The organism is Bradyrhizobium sp. AUGA SZCCT0160 (genome assembly GCF_018130105.1).
GTDB lineage: Bacteria > Pseudomonadota > Alphaproteobacteria > Rhizobiales > Xanthobacteraceae > Bradyrhizobium.
Genome location: NZ_JAFCMD010000014.1, coordinates 54,836 through 71,643, shown reverse-complemented (window position 1 = coordinate 71,643; position 16,808 = coordinate 54,836). Strand labels below are relative to the sequence as shown.

The window sequence follows — 16,808 nt, the reverse complement described above, 5'->3', positions numbered from 1 at the left end:
CGTTTTGTTTATTTTATCGTGGTACCGGGCAGCCACGCACCACCGATGGTGCGGGAATGACCGCGGAATTCCGCGATCACAACGTCACCAGCGGTGACCTGCACATCGTAGATGCCCGATCTGCCGCTGCGCGAGATCTCGCGCGCGCTCGCCACCAGCACATCGCCGAGCTTGCCGGGCCGGATGAAGGTGACATGGCACTGCGCCGCGACCGCGCGCTCGTTATGGGTGTTGCAGGCAAAGGCAAAACTGGAATCCGCCAGCGTAAAGATGAAACCGCCATGGGCGATGCGCTGGCCGTTGACCATGTCAGGCCTGACCGTCATCGACAGCGTCGCCCGGCCGGGCCCGATCTCGGCGATCTGCATGCCGAGGCCCTTGCTGGCGTCGTCCTCCTTCCACATCGCGTCCGCACAGGCGCGCGCGAGGTCGTCAGGCGATAGCGTGGCATTGACGTTCACTGCGGTCTCCCTGTCGTCGGGCCTGTTGCAACCGGCCTCTTTCATTCGGGTAGTCTAGCCGTCGCACCGTCAAACGCGACGGCGTTGTTCACACATGGTCGTAATCCACCACGACCCTGTCCGACACCGGCCGCGCCTGGCAGGTGAGGATGAACCCCGCCTTCAGCTCCCACGGCTCCAGCGAATAGTTCACTTCCATCTGTGCATCGCCCTCGACCAGCTTGGCGCGGCAAGTCGAGCACATGCCGCCCTTGCAGGCGAACGGCAGGTCCATGCCGGCGCGCAATGCGGCGTCGAGAATGGATTCGTCCTCGGCCACCGGCACCTCGCGGCGCTTGCCGTCGATCACGAGCGAGGCCAGCGCCTTCGGCGGCGCAGTTGTTTCGACGATCTTTTTGGCGCGCGGCTTGCCGCCAAACTCGGAGACAAAGCGCTCGACGTGAATGCGATCCTCGGCAATGCCGATCTCGCGGCAGGTGTTTTCGATGTCCTCGCTCATGCCCAGCGGGCCGCAAACGAAGACGTGATCGACACTCGACGCCGGCACCAGCGAGCGCAGCAGCACGCGAACCTTTTCGCCGTCGAGCCGGCCGTGCAGGATCGGGATGTCCTGCTCCTCGCCGGAGATCACGTGAAAGACGGAGAACCGCTGCATGAAGCGGTCTTTCAGTTCCTCCAGTGCCTCGCGGAACAGCATGCTCGAGGTCGAGCGGTTGCCGTAGAACAGGAAGAAGCGGCTGTTCGGCTCGCGCGCCAGCACGCCCTTGACGATCGAAAGGATCGGCGTGATGCCACTTCCTGCGGCAAAGCCGACATAGACTCGCGCTTGATCGGGCGCATGCGCGACGCCGAAGCGGCCGGTCGGCGTCATCACGTCAAGCTCGTCGCCGGCTTTCAATTCATCCGCAGCCCAATTCGAAAACGCACCGCCATCGACCTTCTTCACCGCGATGCGCAATTCACCGTCGTCGGGGCCGGAACAGATCGAATAGGAACGGCGGACTTCCTCGCCGTCCATGGTTGTGCGCAGGGTCAGATATTGACCGGGCGAGAAGGTGTAGTCGTTGGTCAGCTCCGCGGGGATCGCAAAGGTCAGCGATATCGCATCCGGCGCTTCGCGGCGCAGGTCGTTGACGGCAAGACGATGGAAACGGGGTGTGAGGGACATGATCAATGACACTTGAAATAGTCGAACGGCTCGCGGCAGCTCTTGCAGCGCCACAGCGCTTTGCAGGAGGTCGAACCGAACTCGGACAACAACTCCGTATTTCCCGAGCCGCATTGCGGACACGACACCTGTTGCTCACCGAACAGCGCGCGGCGCGAACTTGACGCCTGTGGCGGCGCGATGCCGTATTCCCGGAGCTTGCGCCGGCCCTCCTCGCTCATCCAGTCGGTGGTCCAGGCCGGTGACAGCACGGTGCGGATTTTGGGCCGCGCGATGCCGGCGCGCTCCAGCGCCAGTTCGATTTCGAGCGCGATCATGTTCATGGCGGGGCAGCCGGAATAGGTCGGCGTGATCGCGATCTCGACATGGCCGTCGCTGACCGCAACCTCTCGCAGCACGCCGAGATCGGCGATGGTCAGCACCGGAATCTCGGGATCGACCACTTGCGCGGCGGCATCCCAGGCGCGCCGGCGCAAATCGGCATCGCGGAGCATGACGGTCACCATCTCGCCCCCGGGAAGGTTCGCGGCAGCGACTGCAATTCGCTGAGCAGATGGCCGAGATGTTCGCTGTGCCGGCCGTCGCGGCCGCCACGCTGCATCCAGTTGTTCTGCGGCAACGCCAATGTCGCCTCATTGACGACGCCGGACACGGTCTTGAGCCATGGCGCGTGCAATTTGGCGGGATCGATCGCGATGCCGGCGTCGATCAGACCGCGCTCGCTGTCGTCGAGATGGAACATCTCGCCGGTATAGGCCCAGAGATCGTCGATCGCGCTCTGCGCGCGGCGGTGGCTTTCCTCCGTGCCGTCGCCGAGCCGCACCATCCATTCCGACGAATGCCTGATGTGATAGGCGCTTTCCTTTTCCGACTTCGCCGCGATCGCCGCCAGCGTCGGATCGCTGGATTGCATCATCGCGCGCCAATAGAGATCGGCGAAGGCCGCATAGAAGAACTGCCGCGCCATGGTGCGCGCGAAATCGCCGTTCGGCTGTTCCAGCAGCAGCAGATTGCGGTACTGCCTGACATCGCGCAGATAGGCGAATTTGTCCTCGTCGTTATCCCGGCCCTCGACCTTGGCGGCGTAAGCATAAAGCTCGCGGGCCTGGCCGAGCAGGTCGAGGCCCATATTGGCGAGCGCCATGTCCTCTTCCATGGCAGGGGCGTGGCCGCACCATTCCGACAGCCGATGGCCCAAAATCAGCGCATCGTCGGCGCGGCGCAGGGTGTAGAGCACCAGCGGGGTTTCGGAGACTGAGATGGATGCGACTGCCATTTTGCCTATCCTGCTTGCGCGATACTCTCGTCGTCATTGCGAGCGCAGCGAAGCAATCCATTCTATCCCTTTGCGGCGCGGTGGATTGCTTCGCTGCGCTCGCAATGACGGATGACAATCACATATGCCCGACTTCGTCAGGCACGTCGTAAAACGTCGGGTGCCGATAGATCTTGGATTCTGCGGGCTCGAACATCATGCCCTTCTCGGAGGGATCGGACGCCGTGATCGCGTTCGACGGCACCACCCAGATCGAGAGGCCTTCGCCGCGGCGGGTGTAGATGTCGCGGGCGGCCTGCAACGCCAGCGTGGTGTCGGCGGCGTGCAGCGAGCCGACATGCTTGTGCGCGAGCCCGTTGCGGCTGCGGATGAAGACTTCCCAGAGCGGCGTATTCGGCGTGGCCATGGCGCTCTCCCTATTCCGCGGCTTGCGCGTGCGTGCGCTGCTTGCGCTTTTCGGCATAGGCCAGCGCCGCCTCGCGCACCCAGGCGCCGTCGTCATGCGCCTTGCGCCGCGCCGCCAGCCGGTCGCGGTTGCAGGGGCCGTTGCCGGCGAGCACCTGATTGAACTCTTCCCAATCGATCGCGCTGTATTCCCAGTTGCCGTTGGCATTCTGCTTCATGCCGGGATCGGGAATCGTTAAACCCAGAAACTGCGCCTGCGGCACCGTGGCGTCGACGAATTTCTGCCGCAGCTCGTCGTTGGAGAAACGCTTGATCTTCCACTTGGTGGAAGTGTCGCTGTGCTGGCTTGCCTTGTCGGGCGGGCCGAACATCATCAGCACCGGCCACCACCAGCGATCGAGCGCGCTCTGCGCCATCGCCTTCTGCTCTTCGCTGCCCTTCGACAGCGTCACCATGATCTCAAAGCCCTGGCGCTGGTGGAAGGATTCTTCCTTGCAGACGCGGATCATCGCGCGCGCATAGGGACCATAGGAACAGCGGCACAGCGGAATCTGGTTCATGATCGCCGCACCATCGACCAGCCAGCCGATTGCGCCGATGTCGGCCCAGGTCAGCGTCGGATAATTGAAGATCGAGGAATACTTTGCTTTCCCCGCCAGCATCAAATCGACCAGCTCTTCACGGGAAGTGCCGAGCGTCTCGGCGGCGGCATAAAGATAAAGCCCGTGGCCGCATTCGTCCTGGACCTTGGCGAGAAGCGCAGCCTTGCGGCGCAGCGACGGTGCGCGGGTGATCCAGTTGCCTTCGGGAAGCATGCCGACGATTTCGGAATGCGCGTGTTGGGAAATCTGCCGCGTCAGCGTCTTGCGATAGGCCGCCGGCATCCAGTCGTTCGGCTCGATGCGCTCGTCGGCATCGATGCGCGCCTGGAAGTTTGCGGAACGTGCGGCGTCCTCGATGTGGCTGATATCGCCATCGGACGTATTGAGCGCCTGCGTGTACATGGCCGACCTCCCCGTATGTTCTTTCCTCCAACATATAACATAAAAAACAAAATGCAAGTTATTTTTGTAACATGTTTACGTCCCGTCGAACCGGCGCGCCAGCGCCCCGCCCGGCTTCGGCAACGGCCCGTTTTCGTTGGTCGCATGGTCGTCAAGCCATTGTTCCGACGCCGAAAGCAGCCCGCGATAGATCTCGCCGCAGAGCCGTCTTGCCGCCCTGCCCGGCCAGTCCCTGGGCAACAGCGGCGCCGGCAACAGGGGATCGCGCAGCACGACGCGGCGGTAATGGTGGATCAAGAGGATCCGCGCGGTGAAGGCATCGGTGTCGGAGAGGACTTCGCCGCGGCCGAGCGAAGCGCGCAGCGGCTCGAACGTCTTCATGAATTTCAGATAGGCGTCGGCGGTGCGCTCAAGCGGCCAGCTTTCGCTGAGCAGACGCCGGCCGCTCTCATCCTCGGCGGAGACTTCCAGACGTATGGCACCCGCGGCCTCTTCCGGAACCGGCACGCCTGACGGCGCAACCCACACGCCCGGCAGCGGACTGCCGAAGCCGGCGTTTTTCAGCGCATCGCGCGATGCATCGCGGTCCCCGCCATTGCCGATCAGCAGCAGCTCAAACCGCCCGGTCCAGTCGGACGGCGGCGGATCGTAGATGTGCCTGGTGGCGGTATCGAAGGTCTGCCGCCCCTTCTTGTCGAGCCGGTAAAAACTGTTGCGACCGACCTTGTTGCGCTCAAGCCAGCCGTCGCTCGCCAGCCGCGACATCGCGGTGCGGACGACGCCGCTGTCGATGTCGATCGCGGCAAAGAACTCCAGCAGCGTGCCGAGCCACACCGAACCGCCGCGCGGCACGATGGCGTCGCCGAACACGGTGATGACGATCGAGCCGGTGCGCGACGGTTCGCGCTTGAGCTGTTCGACAATGCGGGCAAGCGGCTGCGGCATGCGTCAAGGCATAGCGCGTTTTGCAGATTCACGAAAACGCCGGTGCAGAGGGTCACCCGGATTGCTTCGCAATCCGACCTCTCCCCGCAAGCGCGGGGAGAGGTAAGGAAGCAACTACCTATCCGGGTTCGGATAAACCATGCTGCGCCAGCCGCTGCGGTCGAACGGCGCCCATTTGCCTTCCGGCTGTGCCAGGCGATCGGCGACCGCATAGACCACGGCGGGGTGGTGACCCATGCCGCAATGGCTGCTCTCGACCTCGATGCTCTCCGACGTCGCGGTGGTCTGCTCCATGCAGCCCTGCCAGGCGCAGATGCCGTCGGTGCGGCTGAAGATCGCGGTGGTCGGCACCGGCGGCGTGCCCGCCAGCGACCCGCCGAAACGCGTGTCCTCTTCGTCGGCGCGGCGGCCGCTGGCCATCTCATAGACGCGCCATGCGTTGGTCGCCTTCGGGCCGGCCGCGAACGGGCTGCCGAGCGTGATCACCGAGCGCACGCGCTCCGGCATCATCTTGGCGAGCTGACGCGCGTAAAGACCGCCAAGGCTCCAGCCGACGAGGCTGACCTTGCGGCCGTGGGTGTCGTTCAATTCGTGGACGAGATCGACCATCGCGTGCTGCACGCCCTGGCGCAGACCGAGATTGCGGCCCTGGCGCCAGCCGCTGACGGCGTAGCCGCGGCTCCTGAGGAAGCTGCGCAGCGGACGCGTCGAGGTGTCGGAGGCAACGAGGCCGGGCAATACCAGCACCGGATGCCCGTCGCCTCTCGGCGCCAGACTCAGGAGCGGCAAGGCACCAAGGAAAGCGCCCAATTCGGAAATCGCCCGCCCCTCCAGAAACATCAGGGTTCTGGACGGCGGACGAAGCGTCTGCGTAGCAACGGACATCGTATCTCCTTCTCAGGCCAAGCCCCTTGCGTCTCGGCAGCCAGGCCAGGGTTCAATGGGAAGATGCTCACCTCGTAGAATCGTTCCGCAACGCAACATTATTTCGTAAAAAGCTAAGGAACCGGAATTCTTCTTTCAACGGCCCACTTCACACTTGTGACAATTAAAAGCGCAGACGTGATCAAATAGTCACACGAGCCGCAGCAGGTACTCGAGGGTGTAAAGCACCAATCCTGCAAGCCCGCCGATCAGCGAGCCGTTGAAGCGGATGTATTGCAGGTCGCGGCCGATGTTGATTTCGATCAGCGAAATCAACTGCCCCATGTCCCAGGATTTGACCTGGTCGGAGATGAAGGTGGAAACGCCGCTCTTTTGTTCGGCGACCACACTTCGAAGCACCGCAACCAGACCCTGATTGATTTCGGCGCGCATCTCGGCGTCGGCGGCCAGCGCCTCGCCGGCCGTTACGAACATGCGCACGAGATATTGCTCCAGCACCTGCGTCTCGCCTGAGGCGCTGCGCTCGAAGAACGATCGCGCATTCTCCCAGATGTGGCGCGCGAGGCTGTTCAGTTCGGGGCGCGCCAGGAGATCGCGCTTCAGCCCCTGGATGCGCTCGGCATAGGCCGGATCGCTGCCGAGCCGGTCGACGAAGGTGAGCACCATGCGGTCGAACTCGTCGCGGAACGGATGCTTGGGATCGTTGCGCACTTCCTCGAAGAAGGCGGTCGCCGACGCCACGATCTTGTTCACCAGAAACCTGTCGGCGCGATAGAGTTTCAGCAGTGTCGGCAATTCGTCGCGGATCTTCTCGCGGATCATGGCCATGGTCTCGGCCTGCGTCAGCGATTGATGCACCGCGCGCATGATGTCGTCGAGCAGGCCCTGGTGCCGGCCTTCCTTCACGAAGGTGCGCAGCGTGCCAGCCGCGAGCGGCGCAAGATCGATCGACATCAATTGCGAGGTGATGCGGCGGCTGACGAAGGTCATCAGGCCGGAATTCTCCGTGGCCGCGACCGCCTCGGGCAACAGCCGCAGTGCGAAGCGCGCGAGATCCTCGCTGCGCTTGCGGTCGCGCAGCCAGTCGGCGATGAACGAACCGAAATCGATCTGCCGGAGTTTTGCTTCGACCGGGGCCGCTTCCAGAAAATGCTGCTCGATGAATTCGCCGAGCTTGTCGGCGATGCGGTGCTGGTTGCTCTGGATGATCGCGGTGTGCGGGATCGGCAGCCCCAAAGGCCTGCGAAACAAGGCCACGACCGCGTACCAGTCGGCCAGCCCGCCAATGGTGGCGGCCTCCGCAAAGGCTGCGACGAAGCCGAACGCCGGATGGATCGGCAGCAGCGCCCTCGCCGCAATGAAGATCGCAAACGTCGCCGCCAGCACCAGCGTCGCCAGCAGCTTTACACGGCGCAGTTCGGCAGCCCGCAGCGCGTCGGCAGGCGTGTCGAATGAAAATTTGGCGGGGACAGTCATCACAGCTTCCAAATGAAATCGAAGCTTAGCGTTTTCAACTGCTGCGCACATCGGCAGTTGCGTGTCCCGGACGCGGTGCAGCGTTCTTCACGCTGCTCCGCAGAGCCGGGACCCATGCACAGGCGATGGACCCCGGCTCTGCAGTGCACCGGTGCGCGCTGCACTGCGTCCGGGGAACGCAAACTGTGGGAGACAAAAAGAAGGCCCGCCTAAGCGGGCCTTCCAAAAGGGCAGTTGGCAGATCGCTATCAGGCGGTCTTGCTGTAGACCTTGGAGAAGTTGTCCTGAGCGGTCTTGGCGCTGTCGGCGACGAGCTTGCCGAGATATTCGGTGGTGGCCTTCGCCCGCGAGACGAACACTTCGCCACGCGCACGGACCATGTCCGACTGGATCTGGGCGGCTTCGCTCAGCGACTTGGCCGAAGCGAGCTTGTCGATGCCGGCGAAGAACGCTTCCGCGTCCTGATAAAACGCCTGCTGGATGTTACGGCTGATCTTGGCAGCCTCGGAAACCGAACCGGCAACGGCGGTCTCGATGGCGGCGGTCACCTTCTCGGAACCGGCATGCATGTCGGCGGCGCGAACCTTCGCGGTCTCGGCCTGCTTCTTCACGAACTCACGGGCAGCTTCCGGAACTTCCAGGTTCTGGAGCTTGGTGAACGCCTCGGTGACGGGCGCGAAGGCTTCCTTGACGGTGTTCAGCACGGAATTGGTTTCGTTGGTCATTGGGGTCTCTCCATCCTCAGGTTTGAGCTATGGGCTCACCCCGTCCGGAGTGGCCCGGGGCGAGATCGTTGTGCCATAGTTAATGGTGCAACGCAACATCAATGTTGCATCGCGATATCACGAATACGTGATCGGCCTCAATGATAGGCGGTTTGCCTAGGGAACCGGCAAAAGTTCCACTTTAGTCTTAGCCTCGGACGAATAGCCGAGGCCCCACGCCTACTTTGCATGGGGTTGTTTCGCGATTTTGAGTCCGGGCTGGACGGCGGGCTTAGTGCTTGACGGCCGGTTCTAGTGCTGGACGGCGCGCTTAGTGCTGGACGGCGCCTGGGAGCCCGAAGGCTTCCAGCTGCGCCCGGACCTGCGCCACATTGTGCCCGAGCACGACGATGTCGTGCTTCTTGCCGCCGACGTCGCGGACGTGGTCCCGCAGCAGGGCCTCGGCCTTGAAGCCGAGGCTCTCGAACAGAGCGATCGCCGCCTGCTGGTCGACGGTCATCTGCACCGAGAGCTTTTCCAGCCCGGCACCCAGCGCCAGCGCGAAGGTCTCCTGCGACAGCGCCCGGCCGACGCCCTGCCCGCGCACGTCCTGGGACACCACCATCCGGATCTCGCCGACATGCGGCGACCAGGAATGCGGGTCGCGCACCAGCGTGCCGCAACCGACCACCGCGTCGCCTTTCACCGCCAGGAGGCTCGTGATCTGCCCGCGCTCGATCTCGTTGATCCAGGCCGACAGCACCTTGGGCTGGCTGATGTTGCGCGGCAGGAACAAGAGATCATGGGTCGGCAGTTTTTGCGCGAAGGCAAGCACCGCAGCCTCGTCGGCGCGGGACATCAGGCGGAATTCGATCTCGCCGGCGTCGGTCTTGGCGTGGCGCGGATAGGAACGTGTTTCGCTCATGTTGATCTCTTACCTAACCAGTTGTCCAGTTTCGGCCACAGCCGCTTGATTGCGTTGGCGCCGGCGACGACGCTGACATGACCGCCCTTCAGGATCACCTCTTCCTTGTCGGACGAGCCGACCTTGGCGATCAGGTGCTTGGCCGCGTCATAGGGCACGATGTGATCGTGCTCGGCGACCGCATGCAGGATCGGCACCTTGATGTCGGCAATTTTGGCCGCACGGCCGCCGACGCTCATGGTGTCGTTGAACAGCTTGTTGTCCCACATCAGGTCCTTGGTAATGGCGCGAAAATATTCGCCGGCCAGCGGCAAGGTGTCCGTGCCCCAGCGATCCATCATCCGGTAGGCCTTGACGTATTCGTCGTTCCAAATGTTCTCCCACAAATTCACCTGACTGACGGCGCGCGACGCCGGCCGCAGCATTTCGAACGACGACAGGATCATTTCCGGCGGCACATTGCCGATGCTGTCGACGAGGCGATCGACGTCGAAATAGCGTCGGTCCGAGAAATTCGAGAACAGCTTCATCTCGCGGAAGTCGATCGGCGTGGTGAAGCAGATCAGATTCTTCATCGGTCCGTCGTTGAAGATCGAGCCGTACAGCAGCGACAGCACGCCGCCGAAGCAATAGCCGATCACGGTGACGTCCGTTTCGCCGGAATCCTGCTGCACGCGGCGGACGCAATCCGGGATGAAGTCGAGAACGTAGTCCTCCATCCGCAGCGATTTTTCCTCCGGCTTCGGCGCGGTCCAGTCCATCATGTAAACGTCGTAGCCACGCTTGAGCAGGAATTCGATGAAACTCTGGCCGGGCACCATGTCGAGGATGTAGCCGCGATTGGTGGTCGCCATCACGATCAGGATCGGCACGCGGTAGATTTCGTCCGCGATCGGCCGGTAGTGATAGAGGTTCAGCGTGCCGCGGCTGAGCAACACGTCCTTCGGCGTCGAACCCAGCGCAGGGCCCGACGAGGAGATGTATTCGACGCCCTTGATGCTGCGCTGGATCGCGCGCTGCACCTCGGACTGGATCCGCTCGGGAATCGACGCCAGATCGAGGGCCGCTGCGGGCGCGTTCATTTTTGCTCTCCCTCCGGCGGGGGACGCTTGGTGCGCGGCGGCCGCGCCGCGCCATAGCCGCCTTCCGGCGCCAGCGAATTGTGATGGATCTGGTGCAGCATCGCCTTGATCTCGTTGAGCTGGCTTTCGATGCCCTGGATGCGCTCGGCCATGCCGACCATTTGCGCCCGGCTCGGCAAGTTCATGCTGACGAGATATTTCTCCATCAGCTCGCCGAGCTGCTTCTGCGCGCCCGCCGTGGCGCCGCCGACCTGGTTCATCACCTTGGAAAATTCGGGCGAAGCCATCGCCTGGTTAGCAAAGGAGTTGAACCCCTTCTCCATCTCTCCGATCATCGTCTGCCAGATCACGGCAGGATCGTTGCCCTTGTCGGCCATAGGCGCCCTCCCTTGGTTACGAGCGCTTTGCCACGCCTCGGATATTATTCCGCCATACCACACCGTTGCGGCGTGGCGGTCAACCGGGCGACATGGCGTTTTCAAGCGAAGTGGATAGCGGTTCGCGTCTGGAAACGCGCCCAAAACAAGGGACTGGTTAACAGTGAGCTGCAAAGCCTTCTGCGATGCGGTAAACCGTGTCATACAAGACCCCAACAAGGTACCATCGCAGGACTGATACAAAGGACCGCCGCCGTGACGCTTGCCCATCAGCCGCCGCAGATCGCCCACGCCAATGGCATCGACATTTGCTACGAAGTCTTCGGCGATTCCGGCGCGGAACCGCTGCTGCTGATCATGGGTCTCGGTGCCCAAATGATCCATTGGGACGATGATTTCTGCCGCCAGCTTGCCGCGCGCGGTTTTCGCGTCATCCGTTTCGACAACCGCGATATCGGCAAATCCTCAAGGATGACCGGCGGCAAGCGACTGACCGCGCTCGAACTGCTCAAGCTGAAATTCCTGAGGATCCCGGTCGCCGCGCCCTACAAACTGATCGACATGGCCAAGGACACGGTCGGCCTGATGGATGTGCTCGGCATCAAGTCGGCGCATCTGGTCGGCGCATCGATGGGCGGCATGATCGCGCAGGAAGTCGCGATCTCGTTTCCGGCGCGGGTGCGCTCGCTGACCTCGATCATGTCGACGACGGGCAGTCCAAAAGTGCCGGGGCCGACGCGCGAAGCCGCCGCCATGCTGATGGCGCCGCCGCCCGCGACCAAGGAAGAGTATTTCGAGCGGTTTGCGAAAACCTGGAAAATCCTGCGCGTCGGCTCGTTCCCGGAAGACGAAGCGGCCGACCGCTCGCGCGCCGAACGCACCTATGAACGCGGCCTCAATCCCGCCGGCGTCGGCCGGCAGCTGCGCGCGGTGCTTGCCTCCGGCAGCCGCAAGGAGCGGCTCGGTGCCGTGAAGGCGCCGACGCTGGTCATCCACGGCACCGTCGATCCGCTGGTGCGGATTGAAGGCGGCAAGGACACCGCGGCCTCCATTCCCGGCGCCAAACTTGTGATGATCGACGGCATGGGCCATGCACTGCCGATCCCGATGTGGCCGCAGATCATCGATGCCATCGACAAGCACGCACATGGCGCGGCGGCGAAGGCGGCTTGATCAGGTTACTTCCGGGTAACTTCGTGAGCGCGGGGTGCCCTCTTCCGCGCAACAGGGCCGAGGCCTATAGACGGCGCACCGATATCGCCACATGGAGCCCGAACATGGATCTTGCTTTCCGGCCGCGCGCAGCGTTAGCCGCCGTCATTCTGTTGGCCCTTGCCGCTCCCGCCGCCTACGCCGCCTCGCCGCAGCAGGAAGCCAACAGAAAGGCGGTGCTCGACTTCTATGAGAAAGGCCTGAACCAAAAAGACGCCGACGGCGCGATCGCCTATATGGGCGACCGCTATGTCCAGCACAATCCGAATGCCGCTGACGGTCCCGAGGGTTTTCGCAAGTTCATTGGATTCCTGCGCGAAAAATTCCCGAACTCCCGCAGCGAGATCAAGCGTTCGCTCGTGGACGGCGATTACGTCATCCTGCATGTCCACGCCGTTCGCGAGCCGGGCACGAGAGGGAACGCGATCATCGACATCTTCAAGCTCGAGAACGGCAAGATCGTCGAGCATTGGGACGTCGTCCAGCCGATCCCCGAGAATCCGGCAAACAACAACACGATGTTCTGAGGGCGGGCTGCAGGGTGGGCAAAGGCGCGCTTGCGCCGTGCCCACCATCTATCTTTACGCGGAATGATGGTGGGCACGCTTGCGCTTTGCCCACCCTACGAATTGAAACTCAGCTCTTCGTTGCGATCCAGATGACATGACGCGCACCGCCGCCTCTTCCGGTGGCGCGCACGGCAACCTCGTTCACATCGAAGCCGGCGGCACGCAGCCGTTTTGAGAACGGCGGATTCGGACCTGACGACCAGACCGCGAGGACGCCGCCGGGCCGCAGCGCCGTATGTGCCGCGCCCAATCCGGCTGAACTGTAGAGCCCATCATTGGCCTTGCGGGTCAGACCTTCGGGGCCGTTGTCGACGTCGAGCAGAATGGCATCGAACTTCGATCGCGAAGACCGGATGATCTCGGTGACGTCCACTTCCTGAATGCTGACGCGCGTATCGTTCAGGCTGCCGCCAAAAATCTCCGCCATCGGGCCCCGCCCCCAGGCAACGACAGCCGGCACCAGTTCAGCCACCACGATCCGCGCCCCAGCACCGAGCACCGCAAGCGCGGCCCGCAGCGTAAAGCCCATGCCCAGTCCGCCGATCAGCAGATGCGGCTTCTTGTTCGCTTCCAGCTTCTTGACCGCAAGGGTCGCGAGCGCGGCTTCGGAACCACTGAGGCGGCTGTTCATCAGCTCGTTGGTGCCGAGCATGATGGAAAACTCGGCGCCGCGCCGCATCAGGCGCAGTTCCGCGTCGGTACCGGGAATATGTGCGGTGTCGAGCTTTTCCCAGGGAATCATGAGGGGGTTCTAGCATGATTTTTTCGTCGTCCCGGCGAAGGCCGGGACCCATAACCACAAATGCTGGTGGTTACGAAGACTCGTCGAACAGCTTTTTTAGACCGATAGATCACGCGGTATGGGTCCCGGCGTTCGCCGGGACGACGGATGAAAGACTATCCCCCCGCCCACACATCCAGCACGTAGCGGTTCCTGGCGCCGAGATCGTCGATCCAGCGCAGGCCTGCTGCTTCGTCCGCGCCGGTGCGTTCGCGATAGATCGACACCAGCGCTGCCTTGACGTCCGGCTCCATCTTGCCGCCGTCGCCGCAGACATAGACGATCGCGCCCTTCTCGATCAGGTTCCACACTTGGTCCTTCTGCGCCGCGACCAGGTGCTGCACATAGGTCTTCGGCCCGTCGGCGCGCGAGAACGCGGTGTGCAGATCGGTGATGCCGTTGGCGGCGAACGCTTTCAATTCATCCGCATAGAGGAAATCCTGCTCGGGATGGCGACAGCCGAAAAACAGCATCGCCGGGCCTAGGCTCGCGCCCTTGGCCTCGCGGTCGGCGCGCTCCTGCAGGAAGCCGCGGAACGGCGCCAGCCCCGTGCCGGGGCCGATCATGATGATCGGCACCGACGCATCGTCCGGCAGGCGGAAGCCCGCCTTGGTCTCGCGTACCGTGGCATGGATGGTGTCGCCGGCGCGGCGGCCGGCGAGATAGTTCGAGCAGACGCCCTTGTAGACGCCGCGGCCCGAACTTGCGGGCGCTTCGACCACGCCGACGGTGACGCTGCAACGCGAGGCATCGCCCGCCGGTGACGACGAGATCGAGTAATAGCGCGGCGCCAGCAGCGACAGCATTTCGAGATAAGCATGGAACGGCAGCTCGCAGGCCGGATACTCTTCCATCAGGTCGAACACCGATTTGCGCTTCGCCAGAACGTCGGTGCGATAGAGCTCAGTGGAGGTGGCATCGTCGCCGATATAGGCCAGCAGCTTCGGTTTGGTCATCGGACAACGCGTGTTTTCCGACATGATCTGGATCTGCTTGCGGGTCGCGATCTGCTGCAACTCGACAAACTCGGTCAGCAAACGTCCGACCGACACGGCGTCGCCAGTCGGCAGTTGCGCGCGGCGGCCTTCGGCGACCGCGAGCCTGATCTGGTCGGCGGGCAGGAAGCCGAACCGGCGCGCGACCGAATCCACCAGCGCCGGATCGTTGCGCGGCACCACGCTGAGATGATCGCCGACGCGGTAGGAAGTCCCCTGCGGCAGTTGCACTTCGATATGCCGCGTCGAGCGGTCGGACGGATTGGCGCCGGCCTTGTTCTGCAGCTCGGAATTGAGCTGCACCTTCATCGGCGAAACCCCGCCCTGCGCCACGATCACGTTGACGGCGGTCGGCGCCACCGGCTCGATCGTGTACAGCGGCGCATCGTCGGCGCTGCGGGTGAAGGTCGACGCGAGGCCGAACTCCTTGGTGGCCGCGGCGGCGGCGGCGGCAAACCATTTTTCGAACTGGCCGTCGAGATCGCTGCGGGCATCGCCCTCGCCGCGCCCATGGACGCTGCGCGCGCCATGCGCGGTCATTTGTTCGTCGATCATGCGCGGAACCGACTGATAGGTCGCCGCCCAGTCGCTGTTGCCGCAGCCGAACACCGCGTAACGGACTTTGGCCAGCGCGTCCTTCGGCAAGCCGCTGTCCAGCCATTTGACGAATTGCGTGGCGTTGTCGGGGGCTGCGCCATTATAGGAGGCACAGAAGATCAGGACGCCGCCCTGCTCCGGCAGCTTGCCGACGTAGTCATCGAGCGCGCCGAGTTTGGTCGCAAATCCGTTGACCTCGGCAAGGTCGGCGACGCGGGTGGCGAGTTCTTCGGCGGTGCCGAGGTTGGAGCCATAGAGCACCAGCAGCGGCGTGTTGTGGCCGGGGCGGGTCCGGGCCGGCGCTGCGGCCGTGTTCGAGGCCGCCACGGCGGCAGCCGCGCGACCGGCGAACGCGCCGCGCTCCTTGTCGGCGCGCGGGCGCACCTTGATCTTGAATCCGTCCGGCTTGATCGTCAGCGTCTCTTTCAAATGCATCTGGTAGCGGTTGACGTCGATAAGCTTGAAGCGCTGCAGGATCATGCCGATTGCCAGCGCCGCCTCGTGCATCGCAAATCCACGCCCGATACAGGCGCGCTGGCCATTGCCGAACGGTTTCCAGGCGTTGACCGGGCGCTTGGCCTCGGCCTCGCGGCTGAAATTCTCCGGATCGAACGCGTCCGGGTTCGGTCCCCACACGCTGGGATCGCGGTGCAGCGCCATCACGAGCACGGTGACGAAGGTGTTTTTCTTCAGCTTGTATTTGCCGCCGATGGTCTCGTCGGCAAGGGGCGCGATGCCATAGGCGGGCGCCGGCGGCCACAGCCGCAGCGCCTCCTTCAATATCTGCGTGATGTAGGTCAGCTGCGTGACCTGCTGATAGGTCGGCCGCGCGTCGATATCGGGGCCGAGCACGCGGTCGACTTCCTCATAGGCCTTCTTCAGCACGTCGGGATGCTTGAGCAGCGCATAGAGCGTGCAGGACAAGAGACCGCTGGTGGTCTCGTGGCCCGCGATCAGGAAGGTGTTGATCTGGTAGCGGATGTTGACGTCGTCGAGTTGCTCGCCGGTGGCGCGGTCGACGCCGGTCATCATGGCGCCGAGCATGTCCTTCTTGCCCTCGGCGGCTTCCGCGTTGCCGCGGCGCTCGGCGATGATCTCGTCGACCATCTTGTTCATGAAGGCGACGTCCAGCGCCAGATCCTTGCGGCGCTTCTGCAGCCACAGGCCTTCGAGCGGGATGCCGCGGGTCATCATGATGGTCTCGAGCGAGCGCACCAGCGATTCCACGAACGGATGATAGTCGCGGCGGTAGAACGAATTGAAGCGGTAGTCGAAGCCGCACAGGCCGATGGTGTCGAGCGTCAATGCGGTCATGTCATGGACGACGTCGATTTCCTCGTCGCCGTTCAACCGCTCCCACTTCTTGACCAGCTGCTCGGCGATATCGACCATGCTCGGATGATAGGACGTCATCGCGCGGTTGCCGAACGGCTGCAGCAGGATGTTGTGCGCCTTGCTCCAGTTCGGCTCCGACGTGTCGGCGGTAAAAAGCCCGTCGCCGCCGACCGCGCGCACCCGGCGCAGCGAGCCGCGCACCGCCTTGTCGAAACGCTTCTCGTCGGAGAGTTCGTCGATCAGATCGTGGCCCGACACGATCACCAGCGGCGCGCCCATCATGTCGAGCCAGAAGATCGGCCCGAGCTCCTTGGTCAGCCGCACCAGATGCTGAACGGGCGCGTTCGGATCCAGCGACAGCATGTTGCCGACAACGGGCTTTTTCGGCGGATGCGGGATCGGACTGAGTTTGTTCGGTGACGCCATTGTCGATATTACCCCTGCCTCAAATTGCCTTGAACAACCGCGCTCTCACCGCGTCATTGCGAGCGAAGCGAAGCAATCCATCTCACGACGAAAAGAAAGAATGGATTGCTTCGTCGCTTCGCTCCCTTGCACAAACGCTCGCGTTTGTTGCATGCAATGACGACCGGAGAGAGCCGCAGCATCAC

Annotated in this window: 17 protein-coding genes; 2 read left to right on the top strand and 15 right to left on the bottom strand. The window is 63.3% G+C overall.

All coding sequences use genetic code 11. The features are described from left to right. Positions 1-8: 8 nt before the first annotated feature. The 13 genes from paaI to JQ558_RS22045 form a co-directional block, all read right to left on the bottom strand. Complete coding sequence (gene paaI / locus JQ558_RS22105) at positions 9-461, bottom strand: hydroxyphenylacetyl-CoA thioesterase PaaI (RefSeq protein WP_212295060.1); 453 nt, start codon at positions 459-461, stop codon at positions 9-11. 88 nt (positions 462-549) lie between these two features. Further along, complete coding sequence (paaE, locus tag JQ558_RS22100) at positions 550-1,629, bottom strand: 1,2-phenylacetyl-CoA epoxidase subunit PaaE (protein ID WP_212295058.1); 1,080 nt, start codon at positions 1,627-1,629, stop codon at positions 550-552. 2 nt (positions 1,630-1,631) lie between these two features. Then, complete coding sequence (paaD, locus tag JQ558_RS22095) at positions 1,632-2,135, bottom strand: 1,2-phenylacetyl-CoA epoxidase subunit PaaD (protein WP_212273676.1); 504 nt, start codon at positions 2,133-2,135, stop codon at positions 1,632-1,634. After that, positions 2,129-2,905, bottom strand: coding sequence for a 1,2-phenylacetyl-CoA epoxidase subunit PaaC (gene paaC, locus JQ558_RS22090; protein ID WP_212295056.1), 777 nt, complete (start codon positions 2,903-2,905; stop codon positions 2,129-2,131). The genes paaD and paaC overlap by 7 nt, the downstream gene beginning before the upstream one ends. 118 nt (positions 2,906-3,023) lie before the next feature. Further along, positions 3,024-3,311: a 1,2-phenylacetyl-CoA epoxidase subunit PaaB gene (gene paaB / locus JQ558_RS22085; protein WP_212210623.1), complete on the bottom strand. Its 288-nt coding sequence runs from the start codon at positions 3,309-3,311 to the stop codon at positions 3,024-3,026. A 10-nt stretch (positions 3,312-3,321) separates the two neighbouring features. After that, a complete protein-coding gene (gene paaA / locus JQ558_RS22080; RefSeq protein ID WP_212210621.1) occupies positions 3,322-4,314 on the bottom strand; it encodes a 1,2-phenylacetyl-CoA epoxidase subunit PaaA in 993 nt (330 codons plus the stop codon). A gap of 75 nt (positions 4,315-4,389) precedes the next feature. Continuing rightward, positions 4,390-5,259 carry a phenylacetic acid degradation operon negative regulatory protein PaaX gene (gene paaX / locus JQ558_RS22075; RefSeq protein ID WP_212273679.1) on the bottom strand — a complete coding sequence of 290 codons (870 nt, stop codon included), beginning with the start codon at positions 5,257-5,259 and terminating at the stop codon, positions 4,390-4,392. Between the two features lie 114 nt (positions 5,260-5,373). Further along, on the bottom strand, positions 5,374-6,144 hold the full coding sequence (locus JQ558_RS22070) for a triacylglycerol lipase (RefSeq protein WP_212273680.1): 771 nt from the start codon (positions 6,142-6,144) through the stop codon (positions 5,374-5,376). A 189-nt stretch (positions 6,145-6,333) separates the two neighbouring features. Then, a complete protein-coding gene (locus tag JQ558_RS22065; RefSeq protein ID WP_212210611.1) occupies positions 6,334-7,620 on the bottom strand; it encodes a DUF445 domain-containing protein in 1,287 nt (428 codons plus the stop codon). A gap of 248 nt (positions 7,621-7,868) precedes the next feature. Next, positions 7,869-8,345, bottom strand: a complete 477-nt coding sequence (locus JQ558_RS22060) for a phasin (protein ID WP_212295054.1) — start codon at positions 8,343-8,345, stop codon at positions 7,869-7,871. 310 nt (positions 8,346-8,655) lie between these two features. Beyond that, on the bottom strand, positions 8,656-9,249 hold the full coding sequence (locus tag JQ558_RS22055; protein ID WP_212295052.1) for a GNAT family N-acetyltransferase: 594 nt from the start codon (positions 9,247-9,249) through the stop codon (positions 8,656-8,658). Then, positions 9,246-10,331: an alpha/beta fold hydrolase gene (locus tag JQ558_RS22050; protein WP_212295051.1), complete on the bottom strand. Its 1,086-nt coding sequence runs from the start codon at positions 10,329-10,331 to the stop codon at positions 9,246-9,248. Before JQ558_RS22050 ends, JQ558_RS22055 begins: the two co-directional genes overlap by 4 nt. Further along, on the bottom strand, positions 10,328-10,708 hold the full coding sequence (locus JQ558_RS22045; protein ID WP_212295189.1) for a poly(R)-hydroxyalkanoic acid synthase subunit PhaE: 381 nt from the start codon (positions 10,706-10,708) through the stop codon (positions 10,328-10,330). The genes JQ558_RS22050 and JQ558_RS22045 overlap by 4 nt, the downstream gene beginning before the upstream one ends. Positions 10,709-10,963: 255 nt before the next feature. On the opposite strand from JQ558_RS22045, the gene JQ558_RS22040 reads away from it, so the two are divergent. Both JQ558_RS22040 and JQ558_RS22035 read left to right on the top strand, forming a co-directional pair. Further along, complete coding sequence (locus JQ558_RS22040) at positions 10,964-11,881, top strand: alpha/beta fold hydrolase (protein WP_212210605.1); 918 nt, start codon at positions 10,964-10,966, stop codon at positions 11,879-11,881. Positions 11,882-11,985: 104 nt separating this feature from the next. Beyond that, positions 11,986-12,447: a nuclear transport factor 2 family protein gene (locus tag JQ558_RS22035; protein ID WP_212295049.1), complete on the top strand. Its 462-nt coding sequence runs from the start codon at positions 11,986-11,988 to the stop codon at positions 12,445-12,447. Between the two features lie 109 nt (positions 12,448-12,556). Here JQ558_RS22035 and JQ558_RS22030 read toward each other — a convergent pair whose 3' ends face one another. Beyond that, entirely contained in the window at positions 12,557-13,231 is a 675-nt protein-coding gene (locus JQ558_RS22030; protein WP_212295047.1) for a spermidine synthase, read from the bottom strand. Positions 13,232-13,386: 155 nt separating this feature from the next. Then, entirely contained in the window at positions 13,387-16,623 is a 3,237-nt protein-coding gene (locus tag JQ558_RS22025; RefSeq protein ID WP_212295045.1) for a bifunctional cytochrome P450/NADPH--P450 reductase, read from the bottom strand. Positions 16,624-16,808: the final 185 nt, after the last annotated feature.

What these genes read in the sequence shown, in the direction of transcription:
- paaE (WP_212295058.1), bottom strand. Translation starts at nt 1,629, where the DNA reads ATGTCCCTCACACCCCGTTTCCATCGTCTTGCCGTCAACGACCTGCGC.
- paaD (WP_212273676.1), bottom strand. Translation starts at nt 2,135, where the DNA reads ATGGTGACCGTCATGCTCCGCGATGCCGATTTGCGCCGGCGCGCCTGG.
- paaC (WP_212295056.1), bottom strand. Translation starts at nt 2,905, where the DNA reads ATGGCAGTCGCATCCATCTCAGTCTCCGAAACCCCGCTGGTGCTCTAC.
- paaB (WP_212210623.1), bottom strand. Translation starts at nt 3,311, where the DNA reads ATGGCCACGCCGAATACGCCGCTCTGGGAAGTCTTCATCCGCAGCCGC.
- paaA (WP_212210621.1), bottom strand. Translation starts at nt 4,314, where the DNA reads ATGTACACGCAGGCGCTCAATACGTCCGATGGCGATATCAGCCACATC.
- paaX (WP_212273679.1), bottom strand. Translation starts at nt 5,259, where the DNA reads ATGCCGCAGCCGCTTGCCCGCATTGTCGAACAGCTCAAGCGCGAACCG.
- JQ558_RS22070 (WP_212273680.1), bottom strand. Translation starts at nt 6,144, where the DNA reads ATGTCCGTTGCTACGCAGACGCTTCGTCCGCCGTCCAGAACCCTGATG.
- JQ558_RS22065 (WP_212210611.1), bottom strand. Translation starts at nt 7,620, where the DNA reads ATGACTGTCCCCGCCAAATTTTCATTCGACACGCCTGCCGACGCGCTG.
- JQ558_RS22060 (WP_212295054.1), bottom strand. Translation starts at nt 8,345, where the DNA reads ATGACCAACGAAACCAATTCCGTGCTGAACACCGTCAAGGAAGCCTTC.
- JQ558_RS22055 (WP_212295052.1), bottom strand. Translation starts at nt 9,249, where the DNA reads ATGAGCGAAACACGTTCCTATCCGCGCCACGCCAAGACCGACGCCGGC.
- JQ558_RS22050 (WP_212295051.1), bottom strand. Translation starts at nt 10,331, where the DNA reads ATGAACGCGCCCGCAGCGGCCCTCGATCTGGCGTCGATTCCCGAGCGG.
- JQ558_RS22045 (WP_212295189.1), bottom strand. Translation starts at nt 10,708, where the DNA reads ATGGCCGACAAGGGCAACGATCCTGCCGTGATCTGGCAGACGATGATC.
- JQ558_RS22035 (WP_212295049.1), top strand. Translation starts at nt 11,986, where the DNA reads ATGGATCTTGCTTTCCGGCCGCGCGCAGCGTTAGCCGCCGTCATTCTG.
- JQ558_RS22030 (WP_212295047.1), bottom strand. Translation starts at nt 13,231, where the DNA reads ATGATTCCCTGGGAAAAGCTCGACACCGCACATATTCCCGGTACCGAC.
- JQ558_RS22025 (WP_212295045.1), bottom strand. Translation starts at nt 16,623, where the DNA reads ATGGCGTCACCGAACAAACTCAGTCCGATCCCGCATCCGCCGAAAAAG.